Source organism: Tardiphaga sp. 285_C5_N1_2, assembly GCF_052076065.1.
Taxonomy (GTDB): domain Bacteria; phylum Pseudomonadota; class Alphaproteobacteria; order Rhizobiales; family Xanthobacteraceae; genus Tardiphaga; species Tardiphaga robiniae.
This window is the reverse complement of record NZ_CP197241.1, coordinates 4,672,676-4,695,989: the sequence shown is the minus strand read 5'-3', so window position 1 is coordinate 4,695,989 and position 23,314 is coordinate 4,672,676. Positions and strand designations below refer to the sequence as shown.

The 23,314-nt window shown below is 62.4% G+C and carries 24 protein-coding genes; 10 read left to right on the top strand and 14 right to left on the bottom strand.

Going from position 1 to position 23,314, the window contains the following annotated elements; genetic code table 11:
- Nucleotides 1–111: 111 nt before the first annotated feature.
- From AB7951_RS22205 to AB7951_RS22185, 5 genes are all read right to left on the bottom strand, one after another.
- The gene (locus AB7951_RS22205; RefSeq protein ID WP_089263592.1) at nt 112–825 is read right to left on the bottom strand and encodes a hypothetical protein; all 714 of its coding nucleotides are present in this window, start codon (nt 823–825) and stop codon (nt 112–114) included.
- A 100-nt stretch (nt 826–925) separates the two neighbouring features.
- The gene (gene lspA, locus AB7951_RS22200; RefSeq protein ID WP_439062324.1) at nt 926–1,423 is read right to left on the bottom strand and encodes a signal peptidase II; all 498 of its coding nucleotides are present in this window, start codon (nt 1,421–1,423) and stop codon (nt 926–928) included.
- Nucleotides 1,420–4,452, bottom strand: a complete 3,033-nt coding sequence (gene ileS / locus AB7951_RS22195; protein ID WP_439062325.1) for an isoleucine--tRNA ligase — start codon at nt 4,450–4,452, stop codon at nt 1,420–1,422. Before ileS ends, lspA begins: the two co-directional genes overlap by 4 nt.
- 179 nt (nt 4,453–4,631) lie before the next feature.
- Entirely contained in the window at nt 4,632–5,192 is a 561-nt protein-coding gene (locus AB7951_RS22190) for a sugar O-acetyltransferase (RefSeq protein ID WP_439062710.1), read from the bottom strand.
- Entirely contained in the window at nt 5,189–6,160 is a 972-nt protein-coding gene (locus tag AB7951_RS22185) for a bifunctional riboflavin kinase/FAD synthetase (RefSeq protein WP_093759349.1), read from the bottom strand. Before AB7951_RS22185 ends, AB7951_RS22190 begins: the two co-directional genes overlap by 4 nt.
- Nucleotides 6,161–6,420: 260 nt before the next feature.
- Here AB7951_RS22185 and AB7951_RS22180 point away from each other — a divergent pair, with 260 nt between their 5' ends.
- Nucleotides 6,421–6,816, top strand: coding sequence for a response regulator (locus tag AB7951_RS22180; protein WP_089263591.1), 396 nt, complete (start codon nt 6,421–6,423; stop codon nt 6,814–6,816).
- A 1,174-nt stretch (nt 6,817–7,990) separates the two neighbouring features.
- On the opposite strand, the gene AB7951_RS22175 is transcribed toward AB7951_RS22180, so the two are convergent.
- From AB7951_RS22175 to AB7951_RS22155, 5 genes are all read right to left on the bottom strand, one after another.
- Entirely contained in the window at nt 7,991–8,845 is an 855-nt protein-coding gene (locus AB7951_RS22175; protein WP_439062326.1) for a TIGR01459 family HAD-type hydrolase, read from the bottom strand.
- Between the two features lie 14 nt (nt 8,846–8,859).
- Nucleotides 8,860–10,335: an EAL domain-containing protein gene (locus AB7951_RS22170; RefSeq protein ID WP_439062327.1), complete on the bottom strand. Its 1,476-nt coding sequence runs from the start codon at nt 10,333–10,335 to the stop codon at nt 8,860–8,862.
- A gap of 153 nt (nt 10,336–10,488) precedes the next feature.
- Nucleotides 10,489–11,616: a YihY/virulence factor BrkB family protein gene (locus tag AB7951_RS22165; RefSeq protein ID WP_439062328.1), complete on the bottom strand. Its 1,128-nt coding sequence runs from the start codon at nt 11,614–11,616 to the stop codon at nt 10,489–10,491.
- Nucleotides 11,616–12,209, bottom strand: a complete 594-nt coding sequence (locus tag AB7951_RS22160) for a phage holin family protein (RefSeq protein WP_286144001.1) — start codon at nt 12,207–12,209, stop codon at nt 11,616–11,618. Before AB7951_RS22160 ends, AB7951_RS22165 begins: the two co-directional genes overlap by 1 nt.
- Before the next feature lie 143 nt (nt 12,210–12,352).
- Nucleotides 12,353–12,565 carry a hypothetical protein gene (locus tag AB7951_RS22155; protein WP_439062329.1) on the bottom strand — a complete coding sequence of 71 codons (213 nt, stop codon included), beginning with the start codon at nt 12,563–12,565 and terminating at the stop codon, nt 12,353–12,355.
- Between the two features lie 158 nt (nt 12,566–12,723).
- Between AB7951_RS22155 and hisS the strand changes: the two genes are divergently transcribed.
- Nucleotides 12,724–14,244 (top strand): histidine--tRNA ligase, encoded by a 1,521-nt coding sequence (gene hisS, locus AB7951_RS22150; protein ID WP_439062330.1) that lies wholly within the window; start codon nt 12,724–12,726, stop codon nt 14,242–14,244.
- A 130-nt stretch (nt 14,245–14,374) separates the two neighbouring features.
- Entirely contained in the window at nt 14,375–14,578 is a 204-nt protein-coding gene (locus AB7951_RS22145; RefSeq protein ID WP_068731140.1) for a tautomerase family protein, read from the top strand.
- 3 nt (nt 14,579–14,581) lie between these two features.
- Here the strand turns inward: AB7951_RS22145 and AB7951_RS22140 are convergent, their stop codons facing one another.
- The 3 genes from AB7951_RS22140 to AB7951_RS22130 all read right to left on the bottom strand — a co-directional run bounded on the left by AB7951_RS22140 (nt 14,582) and on the right by AB7951_RS22130 (nt 16,375).
- A complete protein-coding gene (locus AB7951_RS22140) occupies nt 14,582–15,373 on the bottom strand; it encodes a thioesterase family protein (protein ID WP_439062331.1) in 792 nt (263 codons plus the stop codon).
- Between the two features lie 115 nt (nt 15,374–15,488).
- Entirely contained in the window at nt 15,489–16,034 is a 546-nt protein-coding gene (locus AB7951_RS22135) for a DUF3617 domain-containing protein (protein ID WP_439062332.1), read from the bottom strand.
- A gap of 47 nt (nt 16,035–16,081) precedes the next feature.
- On the bottom strand, nt 16,082–16,375 hold the full coding sequence (locus AB7951_RS22130; protein ID WP_068731365.1) for a hypothetical protein: 294 nt from the start codon (nt 16,373–16,375) through the stop codon (nt 16,082–16,084).
- Nucleotides 16,376–16,542: 167 nt separating this feature from the next.
- Between AB7951_RS22130 and AB7951_RS22125 the strand changes: the two genes are divergently transcribed.
- The 4 genes from AB7951_RS22125 (at nt 16,543) to AB7951_RS22110 (ending at nt 19,148) form a co-directional block, all read left to right on the top strand.
- Nucleotides 16,543–17,013 (top strand): hypothetical protein, encoded by a 471-nt coding sequence (locus AB7951_RS22125; RefSeq protein ID WP_089261833.1) that lies wholly within the window; start codon nt 16,543–16,545, stop codon nt 17,011–17,013.
- 86 nt (nt 17,014–17,099) lie between these two features.
- Entirely contained in the window at nt 17,100–17,786 is a 687-nt protein-coding gene (locus AB7951_RS22120; RefSeq protein ID WP_439062333.1) for a ribonuclease T2 family protein, read from the top strand.
- Nucleotides 17,787–17,818: 32 nt separating this feature from the next.
- Complete coding sequence (locus tag AB7951_RS22115; protein WP_439062334.1) at nt 17,819–18,679, top strand: 23S rRNA (adenine(2030)-N(6))-methyltransferase RlmJ; 861 nt, start codon at nt 17,819–17,821, stop codon at nt 18,677–18,679.
- A gap of 253 nt (nt 18,680–18,932) precedes the next feature.
- Nucleotides 18,933–19,148 (top strand): cold-shock protein, encoded by a 216-nt coding sequence (locus tag AB7951_RS22110; RefSeq protein WP_068731145.1) that lies wholly within the window; start codon nt 18,933–18,935, stop codon nt 19,146–19,148.
- A gap of 152 nt (nt 19,149–19,300) precedes the next feature.
- Here AB7951_RS22110 and AB7951_RS22105 read toward each other — a convergent pair whose 3' ends face one another.
- Nucleotides 19,301–19,921 carry an outer membrane protein gene (locus AB7951_RS22105; RefSeq protein WP_068731146.1) on the bottom strand — a complete coding sequence of 207 codons (621 nt, stop codon included), beginning with the start codon at nt 19,919–19,921 and terminating at the stop codon, nt 19,301–19,303.
- 318 nt (nt 19,922–20,239) lie between these two features.
- Between AB7951_RS22105 and uvrC the strand changes: the two genes are divergently transcribed.
- From uvrC to moaD, 3 genes are all read left to right on the top strand, one after another.
- Entirely contained in the window at nt 20,240–22,333 is a 2,094-nt protein-coding gene (gene uvrC, locus AB7951_RS22100) for an excinuclease ABC subunit UvrC (protein ID WP_439062335.1), read from the top strand.
- Nucleotides 22,334–22,454: 121 nt separating this feature from the next.
- A complete protein-coding gene (gene pgsA, locus AB7951_RS22095; protein WP_089261825.1) occupies nt 22,455–23,066 on the top strand; it encodes a CDP-diacylglycerol--glycerol-3-phosphate 3-phosphatidyltransferase in 612 nt (203 codons plus the stop codon).
- Complete coding sequence (gene moaD, locus AB7951_RS22090) at nt 23,063–23,314, top strand: molybdopterin converting factor subunit 1 (protein WP_068731149.1); 252 nt, start codon at nt 23,063–23,065, stop codon at nt 23,312–23,314. The genes pgsA and moaD overlap by 4 nt, the downstream gene beginning before the upstream one ends.

Here is a 23,314-nt window from a genome sequence, read left to right as displayed (position 1 = left end):
AAAGCAAAGAGAAAGGCATGACCAAGCCATCGCGCGGGACACATCCGCGCGTGCTAGCTGATCGCAGTGAAAGGACGTCTTTGGAATGGCGGCGCAAAGGGAGCGCTGCGATCAGAACTTACCCGTCATCGGGTTGATGTTGTAATCGTTCTTCATGGTTTCCTTCGGCCCGGTGCCATAGGCATAGCCCGAGGCAGGCGTCTGGTAACCAGCCGGCGGCTGGGTCAGCGACTCGCGTGTCGGCTCGCCCTTGAATTCGGCGGTCTCACCCTTGTTGCTGCCGAACATGTTCTTGAACAGGCCCCCCTCATAGCCGAGCTGCTTCGGGCTCAGCACGATGTTCTTGTTCGGATCGCCTGGTGAGGAATTGTCCACGGCGGACGAGGCGCCACGTGCGCGCTTCGGCGCCATCTCGCGCGGGGTCAACGGGCGCGCGGCTTCCAGCACTTCTTCCGGACGTCCGGTCTTGGCGTTGGCGGCGGCTGCGCGGCGCTGCTGTACATCCGGATCCTTCGGCCAGTTGGCGACAGGCGCGGGGCCCTTGGCATCCGGTGGCGGCAGGTCGATCTTCGGCGGGACCACCAGCGGCGACCGCTCGCGGTAGTCGATGCCGGTGTTTTCCATGTTGGTACCGCCGAGACCGGTCATGATCTGCTTGATGACCTTCTGCTCGAACGGCTGGTCTTCTTCCTCGGCATCCTGGGCGCGTGCGGCGCCTGCGGACATCACGAGACCAACGCTAAGGGCAACGGCGGTGAGGCGCAGGGCGCGCATCCAGGCGCCCGATGAAGTGTGCAGAGCCCAACCGGTTTCGGTCTCGCGCATCGTGTTCATCCTGTTCAAATATCTGGCGGATCGGCAAGAATCCGAAAAAACCTGCTGCGGTTCCGCTGGTATCGCCCTTGGCCTTGCGTATCGGCTGGGATCAGGGCGCTTTTGCGGCGGGTACCGTGAAGAAAGAGTCATACAGCAGGGCCGCTACACCGGCAACAATGGCGACATCGGCAAGGTTAAACACGTACCAGTTGTAGGTCTTGCCGGCGATTTCGACGTGCAGCAGGGCGAAATCGACCACAGCGCCATAGGCGAACCGGTCGATGGCATTGCCGATCGCGCCCCCGATGATCAGTCCCAGCCCGATCGTGGCCAGTCTGGTCTCCGATTTCGCCATCCAGACCGCCAGCGCCACCACCGCGATGGCCTTGATGGCCACCAGCACGACCTGACCGGTGGGGCCGGAATCGGAGAACCAGCCGTAGCTGATGCCGGTATTCCAGGCCAGGACCAGATCGAAGAACGGCGTGATCCTGACCAGGCCGCGATGGCCGAGATCGAAGCCATAGAGCAGCCACAGCTTCGACGCCTGATCGAGGATCAGGACGACGATGGCTGCGATCAGCCCGGAGCGGACGGCTGGTTTCAAACAGCCACTCCCAGCGCCTTCCACTCCCGCAGCGCCTGCGCATCGCGCGGGGTGACGTCGGGATACTCCTTGTCCTCGCCCACCGTCGGCAGGATCTTCCACGACCGCGCACATTTGGTGCCGACGGCCTTTTCCACCACGACAGCCACGCCGGGCACGTCGTTCAGCGCGAAGGCGCCTGTCGGCGCTTCGGCATTGGTCAGCATCGCATTCGAGGTGATGCAGATTTCGGCCAGATCGACGTCGGCCAGAATGGCGAAGATCGCCTTGTCGGTGACATGGATCAGCGGCGAGGCTTCCAGCGACGAGCCGATATTCTTGGCAGCGCGCTCGACTTCCAGTGCGCCGGTGACGACGCGGCGCACATTGCGGATGGTCTCCCACTTCGCGGCGAGCGCCTCGTTACGCCATGCCGGCAGCGTCTTCTGGAATGGTTCGAGATGCACCGACACGGAGCTGCTGCCATAGCGCGACAGCCACGCCTCCTCGGCGGTGAAGCTCAGAATGGGTGCGAACCAGGTCACGATCGAGCGGAACAGGTAGTCGATCACGGTTAGCGACGCCTTGCGTGTCACCGACGACGGAGCGTCGCAATACAGCGTGTCCTTGCGGATGTCGAAGTAGAAGGCCGACAGTTCGGTGTTCATGAAGGCGGCAAGCGTGGCCACCACCGTCTTGTAGTCAAAATCGATATAGGCCTGTCGCACCACCGCATCGACTTCCGAGAGACGATGCAGCATCAGCCGCTCGAGCTCCGGCATATCGTCGGCCCTGACGCGCTCCTCATCGTGGAAATGCGCGAGGCTGCCGAGCATCCAGCGCACGCTGTTGCGCAGCTTGCGATAGGTCTCGATGGTGTTCTTGATGATCTCCGCGCCGATACGCTGGTCGTCGGCATAATCGGTGGCGCAGACCCACAGGCGCAGGATGTCGGCGCCGGAGTCCTTGATGATCTTCTGCGGCTCGATGGTGTTGCCGATCGATTTCGACATCTTGCGGCCGTTCTCGTCGAGCGTGAAGCCGTGAGTCAGCACGACGTCGAACGGCGCGCGGCCGCGGGTGCCGCTGCTCTCCAGCAGTGACGACTGGAACCAGCCGCGGTGCTGGTCGGAGCCTTCCAGATACATGACGGTGTCCGCACCGCCCTCTACCTTGCGCTTGATGCCGGCAAGGCCGGGGAAGTGCACGGGGTCTTCGAGCACGAAGGCATGTGTGGAGCCCGAGTCGAACCAGACGTCGCAGATGTCGTCGACCTTCTTCCACTCTTCATTGGCAAGCGAGCCGAGGAAATGCTCGCGCGCGCCTTCGGCATACCAGGCGTCGGCGCCTTCCTTCTCGAACGCGTCGGAGATGCGCTTGTTGACGGCCTCGTCCTGCAGGATCTCAGCGGAGCCATCGCCCTTCTCGCGCACGAACACCGCGATCGGCACGCCCCAGGCGCGCTGGCGCGAGATCACCCAGTCGGGCTTCGTGTTGATCATTCCGTTGATGCGGTTCTGGCCGGTGGCCGGCACCCATTGCGTGATCTTGATGGCTTCGAGGGCACGGTGACGCAGCGTGTCGCCGGACTTCGCCTTGCCGTCGTTCGCCATAGCTCCCGGCTTGCCGGGAGCGTTCACTTCCAAAATGTCCTTATCCATCGCGATGAACCACTGCGGCGTGTTGCGATAGATCACCGGCTTCTTGGAGCGCCAGGAATGCGGATATTGATGTTTCAGGCGCGCACGCGCCACCAGCATGCCGCGCTCGACCAGCGCCTTGATGACGGCCTCGTTGGCGTCGCCCTTCTCGCCCTTGTCGTTGATTACGCGCGTGCCGGCGAAGCCCGGCGCCTGGTCGGTCAGCGCGCCGTTCTCATCGACGGTGTAGGGGATCGTGGTAGCGATGCCGCGCTCGGTGAGCTGGCGGCCATTTGACGTCCAGATATCGAAGTCGTCGCGGCCGTGGCTTGGCGCGGTATGCACGAAGCCGGTGCCGGTATCGTCGGTGACGTGATCGCCGTCGAGCAGCGGTACGATGAAGTCATAGCCGCCGGCGAGGCCTTTCAGCGGATGACGGCATTCGAGATCCTCGAGGATGTCCGAGGACAGCTCGCTGCTCTTCTTCCAGGACGTCACGCGCGCCTGCTTGAACACGCTCTCGGCCAGCGCGTCGGCGAGGATCAGCAGGTCGCCGGCCTTCAGCCAGTTGTCTTCCGGCGCTTCGGTGACCTCATAGAGGCCGTAAGCGATCTTGCTGGAGAACGAGATGGCGCGGTTGGCCGGCAGCGTCCATGGCGTGGTGGTCCAGATCACCACTGCGGCCTTGGCGAGGCGGCCGAATTCGGCCGCCACCGGGAATTTCACCCACACCGCATCCGACGTGTAGTCCTCATATTCGACTTCGGCTTCGGCCAGCGCGGTCTTTTCGACCACGCTCCACATCACCGGCTTCGATCCGCGATACAGCGTGCCGTTGGCCGCGAACTTCATCAGCTCGCGGGCGATCTGCGCTTCGGCGAAATAGTCCATGGTGGCGTAGCGGCCGGCCCAGTCGCCGATGATGCCGAGTCGCTTGAATTCCTCGCGCTGGATGTCGAGCCACTTGTTGGCATAGGCGCGGCATTCCTGGCGGAACGCGATCATCGCCGCGCCGTCCTTGAAGTTCGGCTTGACCTTGCCCTTGGAGCGGTAGTTCTCTTCCTCGATCTTCCACTCGATCGGCAGGCCGTGACAGTCCCAGCCCGGCACGTAGTTGCTGTCGAAGCCCAGCATCTGCTGGCTCTTGGTCACCACGTCCTTGAGGATCTTGTTGAGCGCATGCCCGATATGGATGTTGCCGTTGGCATAGGGCGGGCCGTCATGCAGCACGAATTTCGGCTTGCCCTTCGCGGTCTCGCGGAGCTTGCCATAGAGGTCGATCTCGTTCCACCGCGCCAGCATTTTCGGCTCGCTGGTCGGCAGGCCGGCGCGCATCGGAAATTCGGTCTGCGGCAAATAGAGGGTCTTGGAATAGTCGTGGGTATCAGATTTGGCGGGCTTGTCGGACATAATGGCTCTGGCTTGCTCGAATGGCGCTGAAACGCGTGAAAACGCGATGAAACTGGACGGTCCCGGTCTTGCGCCGAGCGAAGCTCAGGCGGAAGCCGGGCCGATAATGCTTATGATGGGGCGCCGTGCAGACATCCGGCACTCAATAGCAGCCGGGGAGACGATCGCAAAGGGTCGGATTAGCCCCGTTTGCCAATCACCCGGGCCGGATTGCCTGCCACGGTGGCGCCGTCCGGAACGTCCCGGGTCACGACACTGCCGGCCCCGATCACGGCGCCGTCACCGATGGTGACACCGGGCACGATAGTGGCCCCGCCGCCGATCCAGACATCGGCACCGATTTTGACCGGCCGGCCGAATTCCAGTCCGCTGCGGCGGGTCTCGGCGTCCCGCGGATGGTCGGCAGCGTAGATCTGCACGGCCGGGCCGATCTGCGTCCGGTCGCCGATGGAGACCTCGACGATATCCAGGATGACGCAGTTGAAATTCAGGAAAACGTTATCGCCGAGATGGATGTTGTAGCCGTAGTCGCAGAAGAACGGCGGCCGGATCACGCAGTCGGCGCCGACTCTGCCGAAATGCTCGGCGAGCAGTGTCCGTCGTTCGGCCACGGGCCGGTCCAATTGCGCGTTGTATTTCGCGAGCCAGGCCTTGTTGGCCTTCTCGTCAGCGACCAGTTCGGGGCTGCCGGGGCGATAGAGTTCGCCCGCCAGCATTTTCTGCTTTTCGGTCCTGGTCAGTCGATGTCTCCCAGTTTCGGAAACGCATCCGGCGCAGCCGCCAGCGCGGCCCGCGCTTTGGCGCTGTCGTCGTCCATCTGGCGGATCAGGGGTTCGATGCCCTCGAATTTCATTTCATCGCGGATGAAGGCAATGAAGGCGACGTCCAGTGCCTGGCCGTATAGGTCGCCCTTGAAGTCGAACAGGAACACTTCGAGCAAAGGCGCGCCGTTATCGAAGGTCGGGCGGCGGCCAAAGGATGCAACGCCGTCGAAGCGCTCGTTTCCGCGGCCGACCCGCACGGCGTAGATGCCGTGCTTGAGGCCGCAATTGTTATTCAGGCGGATATTGGCGGTGGGATAGCCAAGGTCGCGGCCGAGCTTTTTGCCGTGGATCACTTCGCCGGTGATGAACCACGGCCCGTTCAGCATCTCCGTGGCCTCGGTCACCTGGCCCTCAGCCAAGGCCATGCGGATGGCCGTCGAAGACACCGGGCGCTCATCGATATCGACATGCGGCTGGATGTCGACCTCGATGCCGAGGCGCGGCGCTTCGTTGGCCAGCAGGCTGGGCGAACCGACGCGGCCTTTGCCGAAATGAAAGTCGTAGCCGACGGCGATGCCGCTGATGCCGAGACGCTCAATAAGATCGTGGTGAATGAAGTCTTGCGCCGTGGTGCTGGCGCGTCCCTTGTCGAAGGTCATGACGACGGCGCCGGCGAGGCCGGTTCCCGCCAGCAGGCGCAGCTTGGCGGCTTCGTCGGAGAGCCGGAACTGCGGTGTGTTCGGGCTGAAGAAACTGCGCGGATGCGGCTCGAAGGTCACCGCCAAAGCGCTTGTTTTATGCAGTTCCGCCATGCGTAACGCAGCACCGATGACGGCGCGGTGGCCGAGATGGACGCCGTCGAAATTACCCATTGCCACGACGCATCCGCGCGGGATGGCATTGGCAGGCGTTGTGTCGCGGATCACGCTGAAAGCAGTCGTCATGATTGGATTCGTTGGTGGTTTTGGCGGGTGAGGGACCGTGGCGCGCCCACCACGTCGAAGTCAAGCGAAGGTAAAATCGGCTTTCTTCTCGAATTTGACGAATTTCGCGCCATGGGGCGGTTAACTGGAAATTTAACCCACCCTGCTAATTCTTGGCCCAAGCCGCGGACAGCAATACTCGCCAATCCCGGTTGGAACGGTTTGCCAGACGGCAAATATCATTTTTTGCATTTGCGTATCGTGCCTCAGGGGGAATGAAGATGGCGGTTGATTTGTCGATGACGGTGCTGGTGGTGGACGATTACAACACCATGATCCGCATCATTCGCAATCTTCTGAAGCAGCTTGGTTTCGAACACATCGACGATGCCAGCGATGGTTCGATGGCGCTGGAAAAGATGCGCACCAAGAAGTATGGCCTGGTGATTTCCGACTGGAACATGGAGCCGATGACGGGCTACGACCTGCTCAAGGAAGTCCGCGCCGACCCCAACCTGTCGCAGACCCCGTTCATCATGATCACGGCAGAATCCAAGACCGAGAACGTGATTGCCGCCAAGAAGGCCGGCGTGAACAACTACATCGTCAAGCCGTTCAACGCGGCGACGCTGAAGACCAAGATCGAAGCCGTGTTCCCGGACACCGTCCCGGCGTAACCGACGAACTTCTTTCGTCAGAGCTTTTGAGTTTCGCAATGCCCGGCCTCGTGCCGGGCATTTTGCGTTTCGGCTCGCCCGGTCATTCCGGGGCGTCGGAATGCGACGACGTCACGCGCAGGCGAACTTCAGCCACTCCAATTCGAGTGGCGGGGAATCTCGATCCACACTCGTCATTCCGGGGCGCACGCAAGCGGCAGAGCCGCTGAAGTGCGAACCCGGAATCTCAGAGTGTTTTGCGCTGAACATGTCGGGATTCCGGGTTCGCGATACGCCGCCTTCGGCGCCTCCTCGCGCCCCGGAATGACAGTGTAGGGTACCCGAACATTTTTTCCTATCTCTCATTGACAGCATCCCCATCAGGTTTATATTCCCCTCCGTCCTGCCCCACCGAGAGGGGCGATCGCGATCGTCACGTTCGCGGGGTGGGATGCGGTGGACGCCGGAGATGCGGCGTCACGCGGTTCATGGGGGACGTCTGTCTTCGGGCAGGACGGATCTGCGCCAGCACTGCCACTGGCAAGGACACGGCCGACCTTGGGATGGACAGACCCTGGACAGTGTGACGGACGACCAAATCGAAACGCGTTCGGCCAAGTGCTTTGCGGCTACCCTGTCCCTCCGCCCTGGGACATTAATTTTGGTGATGGGACCGTTCGCCATGGCAGATGTGCAAGCAACCGAAAAAACACCGCAGGCGGAACGTCGGGCACTTGCTCGGCGCCTCCGAAAGTCCTGATGCACTCTCAATTGCGGAAGACCGCATCGCATCAGGCCCAAGGGTGCAACGGGCACCCGGCGTTCCGCACGCCCTCTCACAAGGGGGCGGGAATGCAAGCAACGACGGCGCCCCCGCGCCGCAAACAACAGGGGCGATGTCGCATGTCTGCAGAGCAGTGGCTGTTTGACAGTTGAATCTGCGATGGCGCGACGTGGACGTCCCAAACACTGCCGTCATGCCCGGCGCATGCCGGGTATCCACGCCTTGGCGACGTCCACAGCAAGGCGTGGATGGCCGGAACAAGTCCGGCCATGACGGTGGAGAGTGATGAGTATCGTAGGATGGGTAGAGCGCAGGCGCGCTTGCGCCGGAGCGAAACCCATCAATTGCAGACGAAGAAAGCGATGGGTTTCGCTGCGCTCTACCCATCCTACGATCGCACCTTACGTCAGCTCACCACTTCAATTCGCGCATCAGCGCTTTCGGTGGATGGCCGAACAGTTCCTTCACTTCCGAGGCGCCCATCTGTTCGATGCCTTCGAAGTCGCCGGCATGGATGCCGCGGGTGACGAACAGCAGGTCGATGCCATAGGCGTGCGCGCCGGTGAGATCGGTGCGCACGGAATCGCCGATCGCCAGCACGCGATCCAGCGCCGTGTCCTGGCCGCGCTTCGCCTTGGCCAGCGCCATGGCCTGATCGTAGATCGGCCGATGCGGCTTGCCGTAGAAGATCACCTCGCCGCCCATCTCGCGATAGAGTTCAGCGACCGCGCCGGCGCAGTAGATCAAGCGGTCGCCGCGCTCGACGATGATGTCGGGATTGGCGCATACGAGCGTCAGCTTGCGCGCCAGCGCCTGGCTCATCATGTCGCGATAGTCGTCGGCGGATTCGGTCTCGTCATCGAACAATCCGCTGCAGACGATGTAGTCGGCCTGTTCGAGCTGGGTGAGCTTCACATCGAGGCCGCGATGGATCGAACTGTCGCGGTCCGGCCCGATCAGATACATCGCCTGACCCGGTCGGCCGGCGACGAAATTGCGCGTCAGGTCGCCGGACGAGACGATGGCGTCATAGGTGTCGTCAGCGACGCCGAGCTTGCGCAACTGTCGCTGCACGGAGTCGGCGGGGCGCGGCGCATTGGTGATCATGATCACCGTGCCGCCATTGGCGCGAAACGTATGCAACGCCTCGCAGGCTTCGGGGAAAGATTCGAGGCCGTTATGGACGACGCCCCAGATGTCGCTGAGGACGACGTCGACATGTCCGGTGAGGTCGCGCAAGCGCTCGACGAAACGCAGTGTGGTCATGAATTGAGTGCCGATCAGTTCGGGCCGGTGGCGCGGCGCGCCAGCGCGGCATTGCCGGTGGTGCGCGGCGGCTCAGGCCGCGCAGGCGTGGTTGGGGCGGATCTCGCTAGGCCATTGGGGTCCGTGGGCGCCTTTGCGGGGTCCTTGGCGGAGGGATTTGGCGCACCGCCATTGGCCGGCGTTTCCGGCCTGAGCGGGCGGGGCGCCGCGAACAGGAAGCCTTGCCCGAACCGGACGTCGAAGTCGAGCAGGTCGACCACGGCCCGCTCGCCCTCGATTCGCTCGGCGATCAGGTCGATTCCGAAACGGCCGAGCAGGTCGGAGAGATCGGCGGGGTGAATGTCGGAATTCGACGTCTGCTTGGGGTCGAGCAGGAGTGCTGCCGGTACCTTGATAAAGCGCACGCCGCGATCGGCGAGGTCGCGGGGCTCGATCCGCAAATCCGTGACGTGATCGATGGAGAAGCGGTAGCCGCGCTGGGCGAGGGCGGCGAGATGCTCGCTCTCGATCGGGCCGAGATTGCGAAACACGTTCTGCTTGAATTCCAGCACGAAGGACGGCGCCAGCGCGCGGTTGGCTTCGAGGAAGTCGATGCATTGCGCAAAGGTCTCGGCATTCGACAGGGTCGCGCCAGCCATGTTGCAGAACACGCCGACATCCTTGTTGCGCACCATCAGGCGGCGCAGCACCTGCATGCAGCGCAGCAGCACGATGTGGTCGATCTGGCCCATCAGGCCCGCGGCTTCTGCGGGGCCGATGAACTCGTCGGCCGTGATCACCTGATCCTTGTCGTCGCGCAGCCGCGTCATCGCCTCGTAGAAGCGCACCTTGCGCTGCGGCAGCGTGACCATCGGCTGCAGATAGATGTCGATGCGGTTGTCGGCGATGGCACTCTTCACCATGGCGGTGAACTGCGCATTATCGCGCGCCGGCGTTGCCTCCGGCCTGACGATGATCGCAGGTGCCGTCGGTGTCACGGTGTCTTCGGCGACCTCGACGGCGAGCGGGACCTCGCCAGCGGTTACGGGTTTGACCGGTGGCGATGGCGGCGCGATGGCGGCAGACGCGGTCGCGGGTGCCGGCATCGCTGTCAGCATATCCTCGTGGGTGGCGACCGATGTGGCGAGTTGCTTCACCAGCGCGCCCAATTCGCCGATCTCGCCGGCGACGGTCTGGATACGGTCCTGATTGGCTGTGCCGGCGGATGCGATCTTGCTCTCGACCACGGCGAGGCGGCGGCCGAATTCGGCGACCTGCCGGGCGAGGTCGGCAGTGCCGCGCGACAGGTCGGTGATCTGGCCGGTGGATTCGGTGCGGTCTTTGATGCGCATCGACACCGCGTTGTAGAGGATCATCACGGTAAGCGCTGTCAGTGCGACGATGGCCGATTCGTAGCCGCTGATGCCGGCGATTGCATACAGCACCAGGCCAAGCGAAGCTGACACCAGCACCATGCAAATGCCGACAAAAATCGTGGAGATGCGGATCATAACGCGCGCAACATCCTCAAATCCAAACTCCTGCACGGCACGACAAAGGTCCGGCCGCGAGCGCTCCCGGCGCTAAGTACCCGGCCAACCTTAGCATTATTGTTGATTCGGAAAGCAGGGCTGGGAGAACTTGCCCACCGGTGCTTTTGCACCTCAGGCGCTGGCGCGGCCGAGCGTATCGGCCATGGCGGCGCCACGTGCGCCCATCGGTCGTCCCGGTCCGACGGTGGTATCCACGGCGGTCTGGTGCTCGATCTCGGAATTCAGCTCGGCCCCGCACAGAACGATGATCGCGGACATCCACATCCACATCATCAGGCCGATGGCGGCGCCGAGCGAGCCGTAAGTGGCGCTGTAATTGCCGAAATTGGACAGGTACCAGGACAGCAGCGCCGAGCCGGCAAGCCAGAGCAGTGCCGCAGCGAGGGTGCCGATGCTGAGCCATTCCCAGCGCGCGCCGGGGCGGCTCGGACCAAAGCGGTAGAGAATGCCGAGCGCCAGCACGACCACAAGCAGCAGAAGCGGCCAGCGGGAGAGGCTGATGATCGTCTTGCTGTCGGTGGCGAGACCGATCCGGTCCAGCGTCAGCGGCAGCGCAACGACGGCGCTGACCATGAGAAGGAGCGCGGCGATGGCACCAGCGGTGAAAGTGAGCGAGAGCATATTGAGCTTGATGAAGCTGCGTTTCTCGCGCTCGCCATAGACGACATTGAGCGCATCGATCACGGCCTTTACGCCGGCATTGGCGCTCCACAGCGCCAGCGCAAGGCCGAACAGGAAGGTGAGGCCGAGTTTGGCCTGGCCATTGGCGAGTACGCGCGCGATCTGGTCCTGCACGATCTGGAACGAGCCATCCGGCAGCATCAGCGCCAGCGTCTGCAGATTGTCCGAAATCGTGGAAGCATCGGCAAACAGGCCATAGCAGGAGACCAGTGCGGTGATTGCCGGAAACACGGCGAGTAGGCCGAAGAACACGACCCCGGCCGCTATCGCCAGCAGCCGATCCTCGTTGATCTGCTCGTAGGTGCGCCACAGCACGTCCTTCCAGCCCGTCCATGGAATCTGCAGCGGGCTGGAAGAATGGCGGCCGCGTCCGGACTGAGCGAGTTCGCGGGTGAATGTCGCTGGTGGCGGGACGTCGGTGTCGCCGATCGGTTGCGGCTCGGCAGCCACCGATCTCCCGGCAGTGCGTGTCGCCAGGAAGCTCTGCAGCGCAAGCACTGCGAAGGTTGTTGCTGCGATGAGCCACAGGCTGTCCGTGTCGGATCGCCGGATGGCCATCAGGCGTTTGCTTTGCTCGCGGGTCTGCGGGCAGGGGCCGGCTGCGCGAGGCTGCGGCGCCGGGCGAAAGCCCAGCCCGCAAGCGTCGCAGCGAGCACCAGTCCAGCCTTCGCCGGGCCGCTGCTCTGCAGTGGCTGAGCAGGGCGCGTGCTCGGCCTGAATTCATTAGGCGCAGCCACGCGGTGGGGTGCTGCCGAGATCGTCTGCCCATGCTTGCCGGGACTCGCATTGATCGCGACGCGCAAGCGGCTGCCGAGACTGGGAAACTGTTTCGCCGGACGTTTCAGCCGGCTCGCGGCGAGGATGGCGAAGAGGACGGCGAGCACCAGCAGCAATCCGCCGGTTGCGCCAAATGCCTGAAACAGTCCGTAATGCAGTTCGACCCAGCGAAACAGCGCGGCGGCGCCGACCAGCAAGGTGGCGATCAGAAAGACGCCTGCGGCAGCATAAAGTCCCGCAGCGACCGCATAGGACACCGCGATGCCCTGGGTCTGCTCGCTGCGGTCACGGACATAGGACGACGTCGCGCGCTTGATCTGATTGAGCTTGAGCGCCAGCCCTGTTCGCACCAGGGCGCTTGCGAGCGGTGGCATATGGAAAGCCTCGTTCTGCGCCGGCCAATTTCTGAATGTTGCGGCAACCGGCATTTGAGATTGAACGGGGAGGCTAGACGAAGGTTCCGCTGCAACGTGGCTTGGTGAGGTCCGCTTCCTATACCGAAGACGCTTAGCTGTTACTATTTTCGGGGCTGTTGTCTCATTAGCTTGTCGAAAGCGGCCCACGAAACATGATGAGCATCTTCCTCGTGGCCCGAAGGCAACCAGCGCACCCCGCCTCTTGATACATAGAGCCGTCCTAGCAGCTTGTTATTTGACTTCACCTCAAATTCCGGCCCAGTTTGTTCGTTGAGCACTTCAACCTTTGGCACGGACATTTTAACGTTGGCCATTTATTTCCCCCAATCGATAGTTTTTGATTCTACCATAGGATGCATTGTGCTGTTTAATCTTCCAGTTGCCTAGCCCGTGATCGGGCTCGAAACTTGTTTGACATCTCTTTTAATTCAGCTTCTTGCCGCCTGTCGCCCGCGCTGGTACGACCCCGCTCATGGCTGACAAACCTAAAAAACCCCAGAAGCTGCGCGCGCGCCTGCCGCGCGGCCTTGGCGACCGCGGACCGGCCGATATCGCCGCGACCCGGCGCATGACCGACACCATCCGCGAGGTCTATGAGCGCTACGGCTTCGAGCCGGTCGAGACCCCGACCATGGAATTCACCGATGCGCTCGGCAAATTCCTGCCGGACCAGGACCGGCCCAATGAAGGCGTGTTCTCGTTTCAGGACGACGACGAGCAGTGGATCTCGCTGCGCTACGACCTGACCGCGCCGCTGGCGCGCTATGTGGCCGAGCATTGGGACGCGCTGCCGAAGCCGTATCGCAGCTACCGTGCAGGTTACGTCTATCGCAACGAGAAGCCGGGCCCCGGCCGCTTCCGCCAGTTCATGCAGTTCGACGCTGATACGGTGGGCTCGGCCTCCCCGGCGGCCGATGCCGAGATGTGCATGATGGCAGCGGATGCGATGGAAGCGCTCGGCATTCCGCGCGGCAGCTATCTGGTGCGCGTCAACAATCGCAAGGTGCTCGATGGCGTACTCGAGGCAATTGGACTCGGTGGTGAGGAAAATACGGGACGCAGGCTCACCGTGCTGCGCGCCATCGACAAAATGGACAAGTTTCCAGTCGACGAGATCAAGAAGTTGCTCGGCCCCGGACGTTGGGATGGTGGTGAGGACGGCAAAGGTGACTTCACCAAGGGCGCGGGCTTAAGCGTGGCCGATGCGCACGTTGTTTTGGGCGTGACAGAAAAACGTGATGACTGGAATGATGCAATCGCGGCGGCAGATCTCTATCTAAGCAAGAGCGAGACTGGTCAGGCTGGTGTCAGCGAACTTGAAGAAATAGCGAAGCTGGTAAGAGCATCAGGCTACGGCCCGGATCGCATCAACATTGATCCTTCCGTCGTACGCGGCCTCGAATACTACACTGGTGCGGTCTATGAAGTTGAACTCACGCTTGAAACCAAAGACGAAAAGGGCCGCCCCGTTCGCTTCGGCTCCGTCGGCGGCGGTGGTCGTTACGATGGTCTCGTCTCGCGCTTCCGTGGCGAGCCGGTGCCCGCTACCGGTTTCTCCATCGGCGTCTCGCGCCTGCAGGCGGCGCTGACGCTGCTCGGCAAGATCGACACCACGCCGGATTTCGGCCCGGTCGTCGTCACCGTGTTTGATCGCGACCGTGTCGCCGATTATCAGAAGATGGTTGCGAGCCTGCGCAATGCCGGCATCCGCGCCGAACTCTATCTCGGCAATCCCAAGAACATGGGCAACCAGCTGAAATATGCCGACAGGCGCAATTCACCCTGTGTGATCATTCAAGGCTCCGACGAAAAGGCGACCGGCGAGGTGATGCTGAAGGATCTGATCCTCGGTGCCGGACTGTCGGATCTGGAAGGTGACCGCGACGCCTATCTGCAGAAGCAGGCAGAGGCGCAGACCAAGATCGCGGAAAACGATCTCGTGAGCGCGGTCCGTAAGATTCTCGACAAGCACGGCGTGAAGTGGAGCTCATAACCATCAGTTGATCGTCATGCCCGGGCTTGTCCCGGGCATCCACGTCTTGTTTGATGCGGTCGATACGAAGTCGTGGATGGCCGGGACAAGCCCGGCCATGACGAGAGTGAAATCATAAAAGGAGACATCAATGCCTGAGATCACGATCAACCTGGCCGCCGGCCGCACCGACGAGCAGAAGAAGGGCATGATGCTCGACATCACCCAGGCGCTGGTAAAGAACCTCGGCGTCACCGCCGATGCCGTCGTCATCCAGATCAACGAAGCGCCGCTCAACAACAAGATGAAGGGTGGCCAGACCTTCGTCGAGCGCGCCGCCGCCGCGAAGAAGTAAGTTCTACCCGAACACTGCAACGTTCTGACGGCTGGCCATGACGGGCCGGCCGTTTCGATTCCACAGCGTCATCGCCTGGCTGGAATAACCGCCGGCGATCTGCTCGGCGACATTGCGGATCAGCCACCAGCCGTCATCGGTGGTGATCTCGTCGGTGAGCATGTCGATCGACCAGGTCATCGTGCTGATCGGCGAGGGCGTTGTGGATCGGACGGAAGCGGCCGGCGGCGGCGCGTCGGCCAAGGCCAGCAACGCCACCAGCGATGGCTGGATGCCGGGCTCGCGGTGGCGCAGCCACAGCATCATCTGCGGATCCTCGCTGCCGCTGAACGGCATCGAGCCCCCCATATGCCGGCCTTCGATATGCTCCAGGAAACGCAGCGTCGGCGGCGCACGGTGAAAGAAGTCCGGGCAGTCCTCCGGTGCTTTCAGTCCCGGCGTCCCGGTAACCACATGGGCAAAAGCCGATTCACGCGCGGCGCCGAAGCAGAACATGGCGCGGGTCGCGAGGCCTGCTTCGCCGACAAGATCGACGCTGGCGAACAGTGTCGATTTGCCCTTGCGCAGAACGCCGGCGCGCAACTGCAATGGACCGGGGGCCGGGCCGACGAAGGCGATCTGCGCCGAGCGAAGCGGCGGCACGGCGCCGAATTCATTGAGCGCAGCCTGCATGCACAGTGCCGCGGCCAGACCGCCATAGACGGTACGGCCCTGTAGCCAGTCGTCGCTGACGCTGACGGCCCAGCCGTCGCCGGAGCGCGTCATGGACGACATCAATGCGGTGAATTCGGTCATTGCGTTTTCCTGATGTTTCCTGTCGCCGGCGTCGTAACGCGCCATTGGGATGATTAGCATCATCTATAGCGGGGAACGCAACGGTGGGAAACATCCAGTCAGCGGGCGCGCGGCTCTATTGCGGCCGGTGCATGCCCTTCATCTTCTCCATGTCTTTGACATTCATCTTCATGCCGCCGGGCATCATGATGTCACCGGGCTTCTGGTCCGGCTTGCAGGCGCCGAGCCATTTTGCTTCCAGCTGCGTGGTGTTGTCGCCCGCATTGGCCTTGGCGGCGCCCGAGCTCTGCGACGTGATCTTCATCGTATAGGCAGAATTGAAATCGCCTGTGATCTCGGCATGCGACGTGCTGGTGGTGCCGCCGATATTGCAGACCGAATCCGTGACATAGCCCGTCGCGGTCTTCTTCATCTCGTTCTTCGAACACATGTCCTTCGCCATCGGCGAGAAGGTCGTGTTCATGAACTTGTCGGTGGTCTCGTCGGTGCAGTGCTGCATCGTCATGCCGGGCATCCCGGCGCTGCCCTGCATCTTCATTTCCCAGAGCCCGGCCTTGCGCGCCGGCAACTCGATGGGATCGGCGATGGCTGGTATTGCCCACAACATCGCAGTCGCGCTCAAAACGGAAATATTCAACAGCGAAACACAGCGTCGCATCATGCCTGGTTCTCCCCAAGCCGATGAGACGCTGTGTCGCGTGAAAAGGTTCAGTAGCGAACGCGGAGCGGCCGATCCGAGGCGCCATAGGGCACCCAGCGGCAGGCGAATGAGACGTAGGCGCCATATTCCTGCGGGGCGCTCAGGAATTTCACGACCTTGCCGTAACGCGCACAATGATCAATCGCCAGGGCGCGAATATCGGTCTGGCTGATGAGGGATGTGGAGATGATGCCGCCGGTGTCATTGCCCTTGAATGGCGGCACCCAGTCGGCCTTGGCCGCGCTGCTCATGATCGCACCGCTCAGACCTGCAGCCAAAATCGCCAACCGAATCATTCGCATCACCGTCTCCATCGTCGTTATGGGCACCTTAGAGGGCATCGGCGACGCTGAAAAGAACGCCGTCCAGGTTCTGACAGAGTTGTGCGCTGGGTGTGGCCGCGATGCACTTGACCCTGCACGGGCTTCGCGGCACGTTCCGGGAACAATCATCAGACGGCGGATTCCCCATGCGCGACCTCATTTCATCCTGGAAGAAAGCCGTCCTGGCTGCCGTTACCGGCGCCGTTCTCGGGCTTATGACCCTGGCTCCGGGCGCACAGGCTGCGAACCTGCTCGAGCTGAACTTCTGGCTGTCCGGGCCGAACTACGAGGGCCGTCTGGCGGATTGCGAAGCTGGTCTCTCGACGATTTCGTCGCAGTTCCAGGACAAGGAAAGCACCTTCTGGAATTCTGCGCTGCAGATCACCGGTTTCAGCCGCGTTCATGAGACGGCCTTCCGTCCTTGGACCTCCGACAACATTCCGCGCCGCTACTGCACCGCCGACGCGATGCTGACCGATGGCAAGACGCGCCAGGTGCACTACTCGATCATCGAGGATGGCGGCTTTGCCGGTTACGGCCAGGGCGTGGAATGGTGCGTCGTCGGTCTCGACCGCGACTGGGCCTATAACCCGCGTTGCCGGGCGGCGAAGCACTAAGCTTCGTTTGCGGATCCAACCCATTTTGTTCTTGAATTGTTCTTGATGCCTGATTAGGTTTGCCCTTCTCAGGGGTGGGGCGCGTCATGTTTCAGGCATTTCGACTGGTCATTTCACTTGGGTTTTTGGCGCTCGCGGCGCTGAGCGTCGATCCGGCCTCCGCCCAGGACCGCCGGCAGAATGCGCCCGGCGAATTCGATTTCTACGTGCTGTCGCTGTCTTGGTCGCCGAGCTTCTGCGAGGCGGCCCAAGAGCGAGGCGGCAACAACCGCTCGGCCCAGATGCAATGCGGCGGCCGGCCTTACTCTTTCGTGGTTCATGGCCTCTGGCCGCAATACGACCGCGGCTTCCCGAATTATTGCGAGCGGCCATCGCCCCGGCTGGCGCGCAATATCATGACGTCCATGCTTGATCTGATGCCGGCACCCGGCCTGATCTTCAATGAATGGGACAAACACGGCACCTGCTCCGGCCTTGGCCAGCGCGGCTATTTCGAAGCCATCCGCAAGGCGCGCGCCGGCGTCAAAATTCCCGACGAATTTCTCGATCTGCAGCAGGCCAAGACGATCGCGCCGGACGCAATCGAGGAAGCCTTCATCAAGGTCAATCCGGGCCTCAGCAATTCGGCCATCGCCGTGACCTGCGATCGTAACCGCCTGACCGAGGTCCGGGTCTGCATGAGCAAGGATCTCCAGTTCCGCGCTTGCGAGGAGATTGACCGCCGCGCCTGCCGCCGCGATCAGGTGGTAATGCCGCCGATGCGAGGCGGCTAGCTCAACCGGCGTTCCTAGCGTACTGCTGGCGGATGAATTATCGACACGCCTTTCACGCCGGCAACTTTGCCGATGTCATCAAGCATATCGTGCTGGTCCGCATCCTGACCCATCTGCAGGAGAAGCCGGCGCCGTTCCGCGTCATCGACAGTCATGCCGGCGCCGGACTCTATGACCTGACCGGCGATGAAGCCACGCGCTCCGGCGAATGGACCACCGGCATCGCCCGCGCCCTGCAGGCGCGGTTCAGCGAAGCCAGTGCGCCGCTGGTCGCGCCCTATCTCGACATCGTCCGGTCATTCAATGCGCCGCGCGAACTCAAGGCCTATCCCGGCTCGCCGCTGATCGCGCGCGCCTTGATGCGGCCGCAGGACAGCATGGTGTGCTGCGAGGTCGAGCCGCAGGCGCGCAAGAAGCTGATCTCCGCGCTACGCAGGGACGAGCAGGCGCGCGTCGTCGATATCGATGGCTGGATCGGTCTGCCGGCCTATGTGCCACCAAAGGAACGGCGCGGCGTGGTGCTGATCGATCCGCCCTATGAAGACAAGAACGAATTCGCGCGGATGGCTGCAGTGTTCGAGCTGGTCTATGCCAAATGGGCGACCGGCATTTACATGCTGTGGTATCCCGCCAAGAGCCGCCGCGCCACCGATGAGCTGGCGCAGCACGTCGCCGCGACGGCTGCTGCATCTGCCACACCTGGTAAATGCCTGCGCCTCGAATTCAGCGTTGCACCGCAAACGGCGGATGGTCCGCTGACCTCGACGGGCCTTTTGATCGTCAATCCGCCGTGGAAGCTTGCTGCGGAGCTCAAGGAAATTCTGCCGCAACTCGAGAAGCCGCTTGGCCTTGGCGGCGCTGGACGCTTCCGGCTCGAGACGGCCAAACCTTGACGTCGCACGGCCTGCGCCGAACTACGCAAACTCCAACTATCAAACGGCGCCGCCAAAAACGGTAGTCAATCCCGGCGGAACCGTATTAAGCTGCTGTCATTATGACTGGCTTTACGTTCCGCTTCCGCGAATGGTTGCGGCGGAGTGACGTGGCCCAAATCGATATTGAAACAAGGCCTAGCTTCCGTGGAGTGAATGTCCGGTCGGTCGCAGCGCGAAAGCGCCGCGGCGGAGCATTGCGGGGAGGGACCCGATGGGCATGAGCGGTACGGTCAAGTTTTTCAATGGCGAGCGTGGCTACGGCTTCATCAAGCCGGACGATGGCGGACGGGACGTGTTTGTGCACATTACCGCAGTCGAGCGCGCTGGCCTGAAGGACCTGATCGAAGGACAGCGGATCACCTTCGAGGTCGAGCCCGACAAGAAGGGCAAGGGCCCCAAAGCGGTCAATCTGGTCATCACAGGATAGCGGCGGATCCAGCTTGGGAGTGGGCCATAAAAAAATCCCGGCCGCAGCGCGGCCGGGAGTGAATGGCGATGGTTTCTTGTACTTGGAGTCGACGTATCTGGAGACGAAGTACTTAAAGACGAAGTCCGGACGCGAGGCGTCCGGAGCCGGACTTAGAAGTGATAGTTCACGCCGATACGCACAGTGCCGAAGCTGAGCGCGCTGTCGGTGCCGGTGAGCGTGTAGGTGTTCTTGGACAGATCGACATAGAGATATTCGATCTTGGCGGTCCAGTTCTGGTAGATGCCGACTTCGGCGCCGACGCCGGCGGTCCAGCCGACCGAAGTCTGGGACTGCTGCAGGCCGTTCAGCTCGGCTTCTAGGCTGCCGAAGGAGAGACCGGCGGTGCCGTAGAGCAGCACGTTGTTGAAGGCGTAACCGATGCGGCCGCGCGCGGTGCCGAACCAGGGGTTCGAGAACTTGTAGGTGGCGAAGCGGTCATCTGCGCCAGTGCCCTGCAGATCGCCTTCGAGACCGAACACGATGTTGCCGCTCTGCCAGTTGTAACCGCCGGTCACGCCGCCGGCGATGCCCGAGGGCTTCGCACCGGTGTTGGAGACGCTGCCCCATTCGTAACCGAGAGTGGCGCCGAGATACGGGCCGGCCCAGCTATAGGCATTGAGCGGCTGCGCGACGGTATAGGGTGCGCGCGACCGGTAAGGCATGTCCGCCGCATGTGCTGTTGTCGCACCTGCAGCCACGAGGGCGACTGCTGCGAACGCAAACTTACTCATCTCAACTCTCCAAAATACGCGTTACTGCCGGCCCATGGGAGCGCGCCCGGGATCTGCCGAACGAAGCCTTAGGGTTACGGAATTTCATCTTTTATCGAGACGATTTATCGAGAGTTTTAGATTAAGCGGTCCTTAACGGGCCGCTGCGGCGCCGTATTGACGTTAAAAGAGTCTTACTTTTGGCAATTCGCGAGTTTCCCGGGCGGGCGGCCAAAATCCTGTGGCCTGCCGCGAGCAGCCGGAAAACCGGCCGTTGCGAGGGCATTTCCGGTCGCACGAATGCTGGCGATGACCCGCTGCAGCGCTTAAATTGATCTCATGATTCAAGACCCCACCGAGCCGCTGCACGAGACATCATCCGAGCCCGCAGCAGAGCCAGGTTCCGACAGCCCTAGTTCCGGGCAGGACACCCAGGCCACCTTGCAGGCACCACCCGACATCGAACCGGAACCCGCGGCGGCCGACGACGAGGAAGACGGCGCGCTCCCGGATACTGGCGATGACGATTCCGGCGACGTGGTTGCCGAAGGCCCGCTGGCGCTCGGCCGCGCGGCCATCGAACATGCCGTACGCCATGCTCCGACATCGCCCGGCGTCTACCGGATGCTGAATGCGGCCAACGACGTGCTGTATGTCGGCAAGGCCAAGAACGTGAAGAAGCGGTTGTCGTCCTATGCAAGGCCGACCGGGCAGGTGATGCGCATCGCACGCATGATCGCGGCTACGGTGGTGGTGGAGATCATCTCGACGGCGACCGAGACCGAAGCACTGTTGCTTGAGGCCAATCTCATCAAGCAGCTGCGTCCGCGGTTCAACGTGCAGCTCCGCGACGACAAGTCCTTTCCGTATATTCTGATCTCGGGCGATCACTGGGCGCCGCAGATTCTGAAACATCGCGGCGCGCAATCGCGGCCCGGCCGCTATTTCGGACCGTTTGCGTCGGTGGGCGCGGTCAACCGCACCATCACGGCACTGCAGCGCGCGTTTCTGGTGCGGTCGTGCACGGATTCCTTTTTCGAAAGCCGCACGCGCCCGTGTCTGCTGTATCAAATCCGTCGCTGCTCCGGCCCCTGCACCGGCGAGATCGATTTTCCCGGCTATACCGAACTGGTGCGTGAGGCGAAGGACTTCCTGTCCGGCCGCAGCCGCGCAGTGAAGCAGCTATTGGCTGGTGAAATGGAGAAAGCGTCGGAAGAACTCGCCTTCGAGCGCGCCGCGCTGTATCGCGACCGTCTTGCGGCATTGTCTGCGATCCAGTCGCAGCAGGGCATCAATCCGCGCACGGTGGAAGAGGCCGACGTCTTCGCCATCCATCAGGAGGGCGGCTATTCCTGTGTCGAGGTGTTCTTCTTCCGCACCGGCCAGAACTGGGGCAACCGCGCTTATTTCCCCAAGGCCGAAAAATCATACACGCCGGAGGAAGTGCTCGGCTCGTTCCTGGCGCAGTTCTACGAGGACAAGCCGCCGCCGAAGATGGTGCTGTTGTCGCATGCCATCGAGGAGAGCGAGCTGCTGGCCAGCGCGCTCGGCGTCAAGGCAGGTTTCAAGGTCGAGGTGCTGACACCGCAGCGCGGCGAAAAGAAGGAGCTGGTCGTCCATGCACTGACCAATGCCCGCGAGGCGCTTGGCCGCAAGCTCGCCGACACGGCGACGCAGACGCGTCTGCTGGAAGGCATGTCGAAGATGGCGGGCATGGCCACCGTGCCGAAGCGCATCGAAGTCTATGACAACAGCCATATCCAGGGCACCAACGCGGTCGGTGCCATGATCGTGGCGGGGCCGGACGGTTTCATCAAGAATCAGTACCGCAAGTTCAACATCAAGTCGGAAGGGCTCACGCCCGGCGACGACTACGGGATGATGAAGGAGGTGCTGCAGCGCCGCTTTAAACGGCTGCTGGCACCGCCGGTTGAGGGCGAGGTGGTCAAGCCGAAGGACGATGACGTGCCGCTCTGGCCGGATCTGGTCATCATCGATGGCGGCCGCGGCCAGCTTAATGCAGTCAAGGAGATCTTCGACGAGCTGAAACTGACCGATGTGACCCTGATGGCGGTGGCCAAGGGGCCGGATCGCGACGCCGGCCGCGAGACCATGTTCATTCCCGGCCGCGAGGCTATCAAGCTCGAGCCGCGGGATCCCGTTCTGTATTTTATCCAGCGGCTGCGCGACGAGGCGCATCGGTTCGTCATCGGATCGCACCGCACACTGCGCAAGAAGGACATCCGCGAGGCCGGACTGCAGGAAATCCCGGGGATCGGCCCAACCCGCAAGCGGGCACTCCTGCACCATTTCGGAACGCTGAAAGAGATCGAGCGGGCCTCCGTAGGCGACCTCGGCAAGGTTCCCGGCATCTCGGCCGAGAGCGCCCGCAAGATTTTCGACTTTTTTCACCCCCAGCCGGTGGCCAGATGACCGCAAAGATGGACGAGACGTAATCTGGCTGTCGCATGCCTTGGGGCAGTTTTGCGGTAAACTAAGCCGCGCCGCTTCGCTGGCGGTTGACCTCTGCGCTCTGGCAGTATTGGTAAGACGGATGACAGTGACCACGAGACGGGCCGCGAATTCCGCGATGTCCCTGCCAAATATCCTGACCATGGCCCGCATTGCCGCCATTCCGGTGGTGGTCGGCTGCATCTATTCGCAGTCGATCATGGATGGCCCGCTATGGCTGCGCTGGGTCGCGCTGGCCGTCTTTATCGGCGCCGCGGTCACGGATTTTCTCGATGGATATTACGCCCGGATCTGGAATCAGCAGTCGGCCTTCGGCCGGATGCTTGATCCGATCGCCGACAAGCTGCTGGTGGCCTCTTGCCTGCTGATGCTGGCGGCCGATGGCATCATCCATGGCTGGACCCTGTGGGCCGCCATCGTGATCCTGTGCCGCGAAATTCTGGTCTCGGGCCTGCGTGAATATCTCGCCGCACTCCGTGTCAGCGTCCCGGTCTCCAGAGTGGCGAAGTGGAAGACGACGGCCCAGTTGATCGCCATCGGCTTCCTGCTGGCCGGTGAGGCCGGCGATCAGGTGATCCCGATCACGACACAGCTCGGCCTGTTGCTGCTCTGGATTTCCGCGCTTGTCACCATCTACACGGGCTACGACTATTTCAGGGCTGGCATTCACCATCTCATTGCGGAGGATGCATGAAGGTCGTCTACTTCGCCTGGGTGCGCGAGCGCATCGGCAAGGCCGAAGAGACGGTCGAGCCGCCAGCAGCCGTGCGCACCGTCGGCGATCTGATCGGATGGCTGAGCACGCGCGGCGACGAATATGCCTATGCGTTCGAAACGCCGAAGGTGATCCGCGCTGCCATCGACCATACCCATGTACGGCCCGACACCGTGATCGCTGGCGCCCGCGAGATTGCATTCTTTCCGCCGATGACCGGCGGCTGA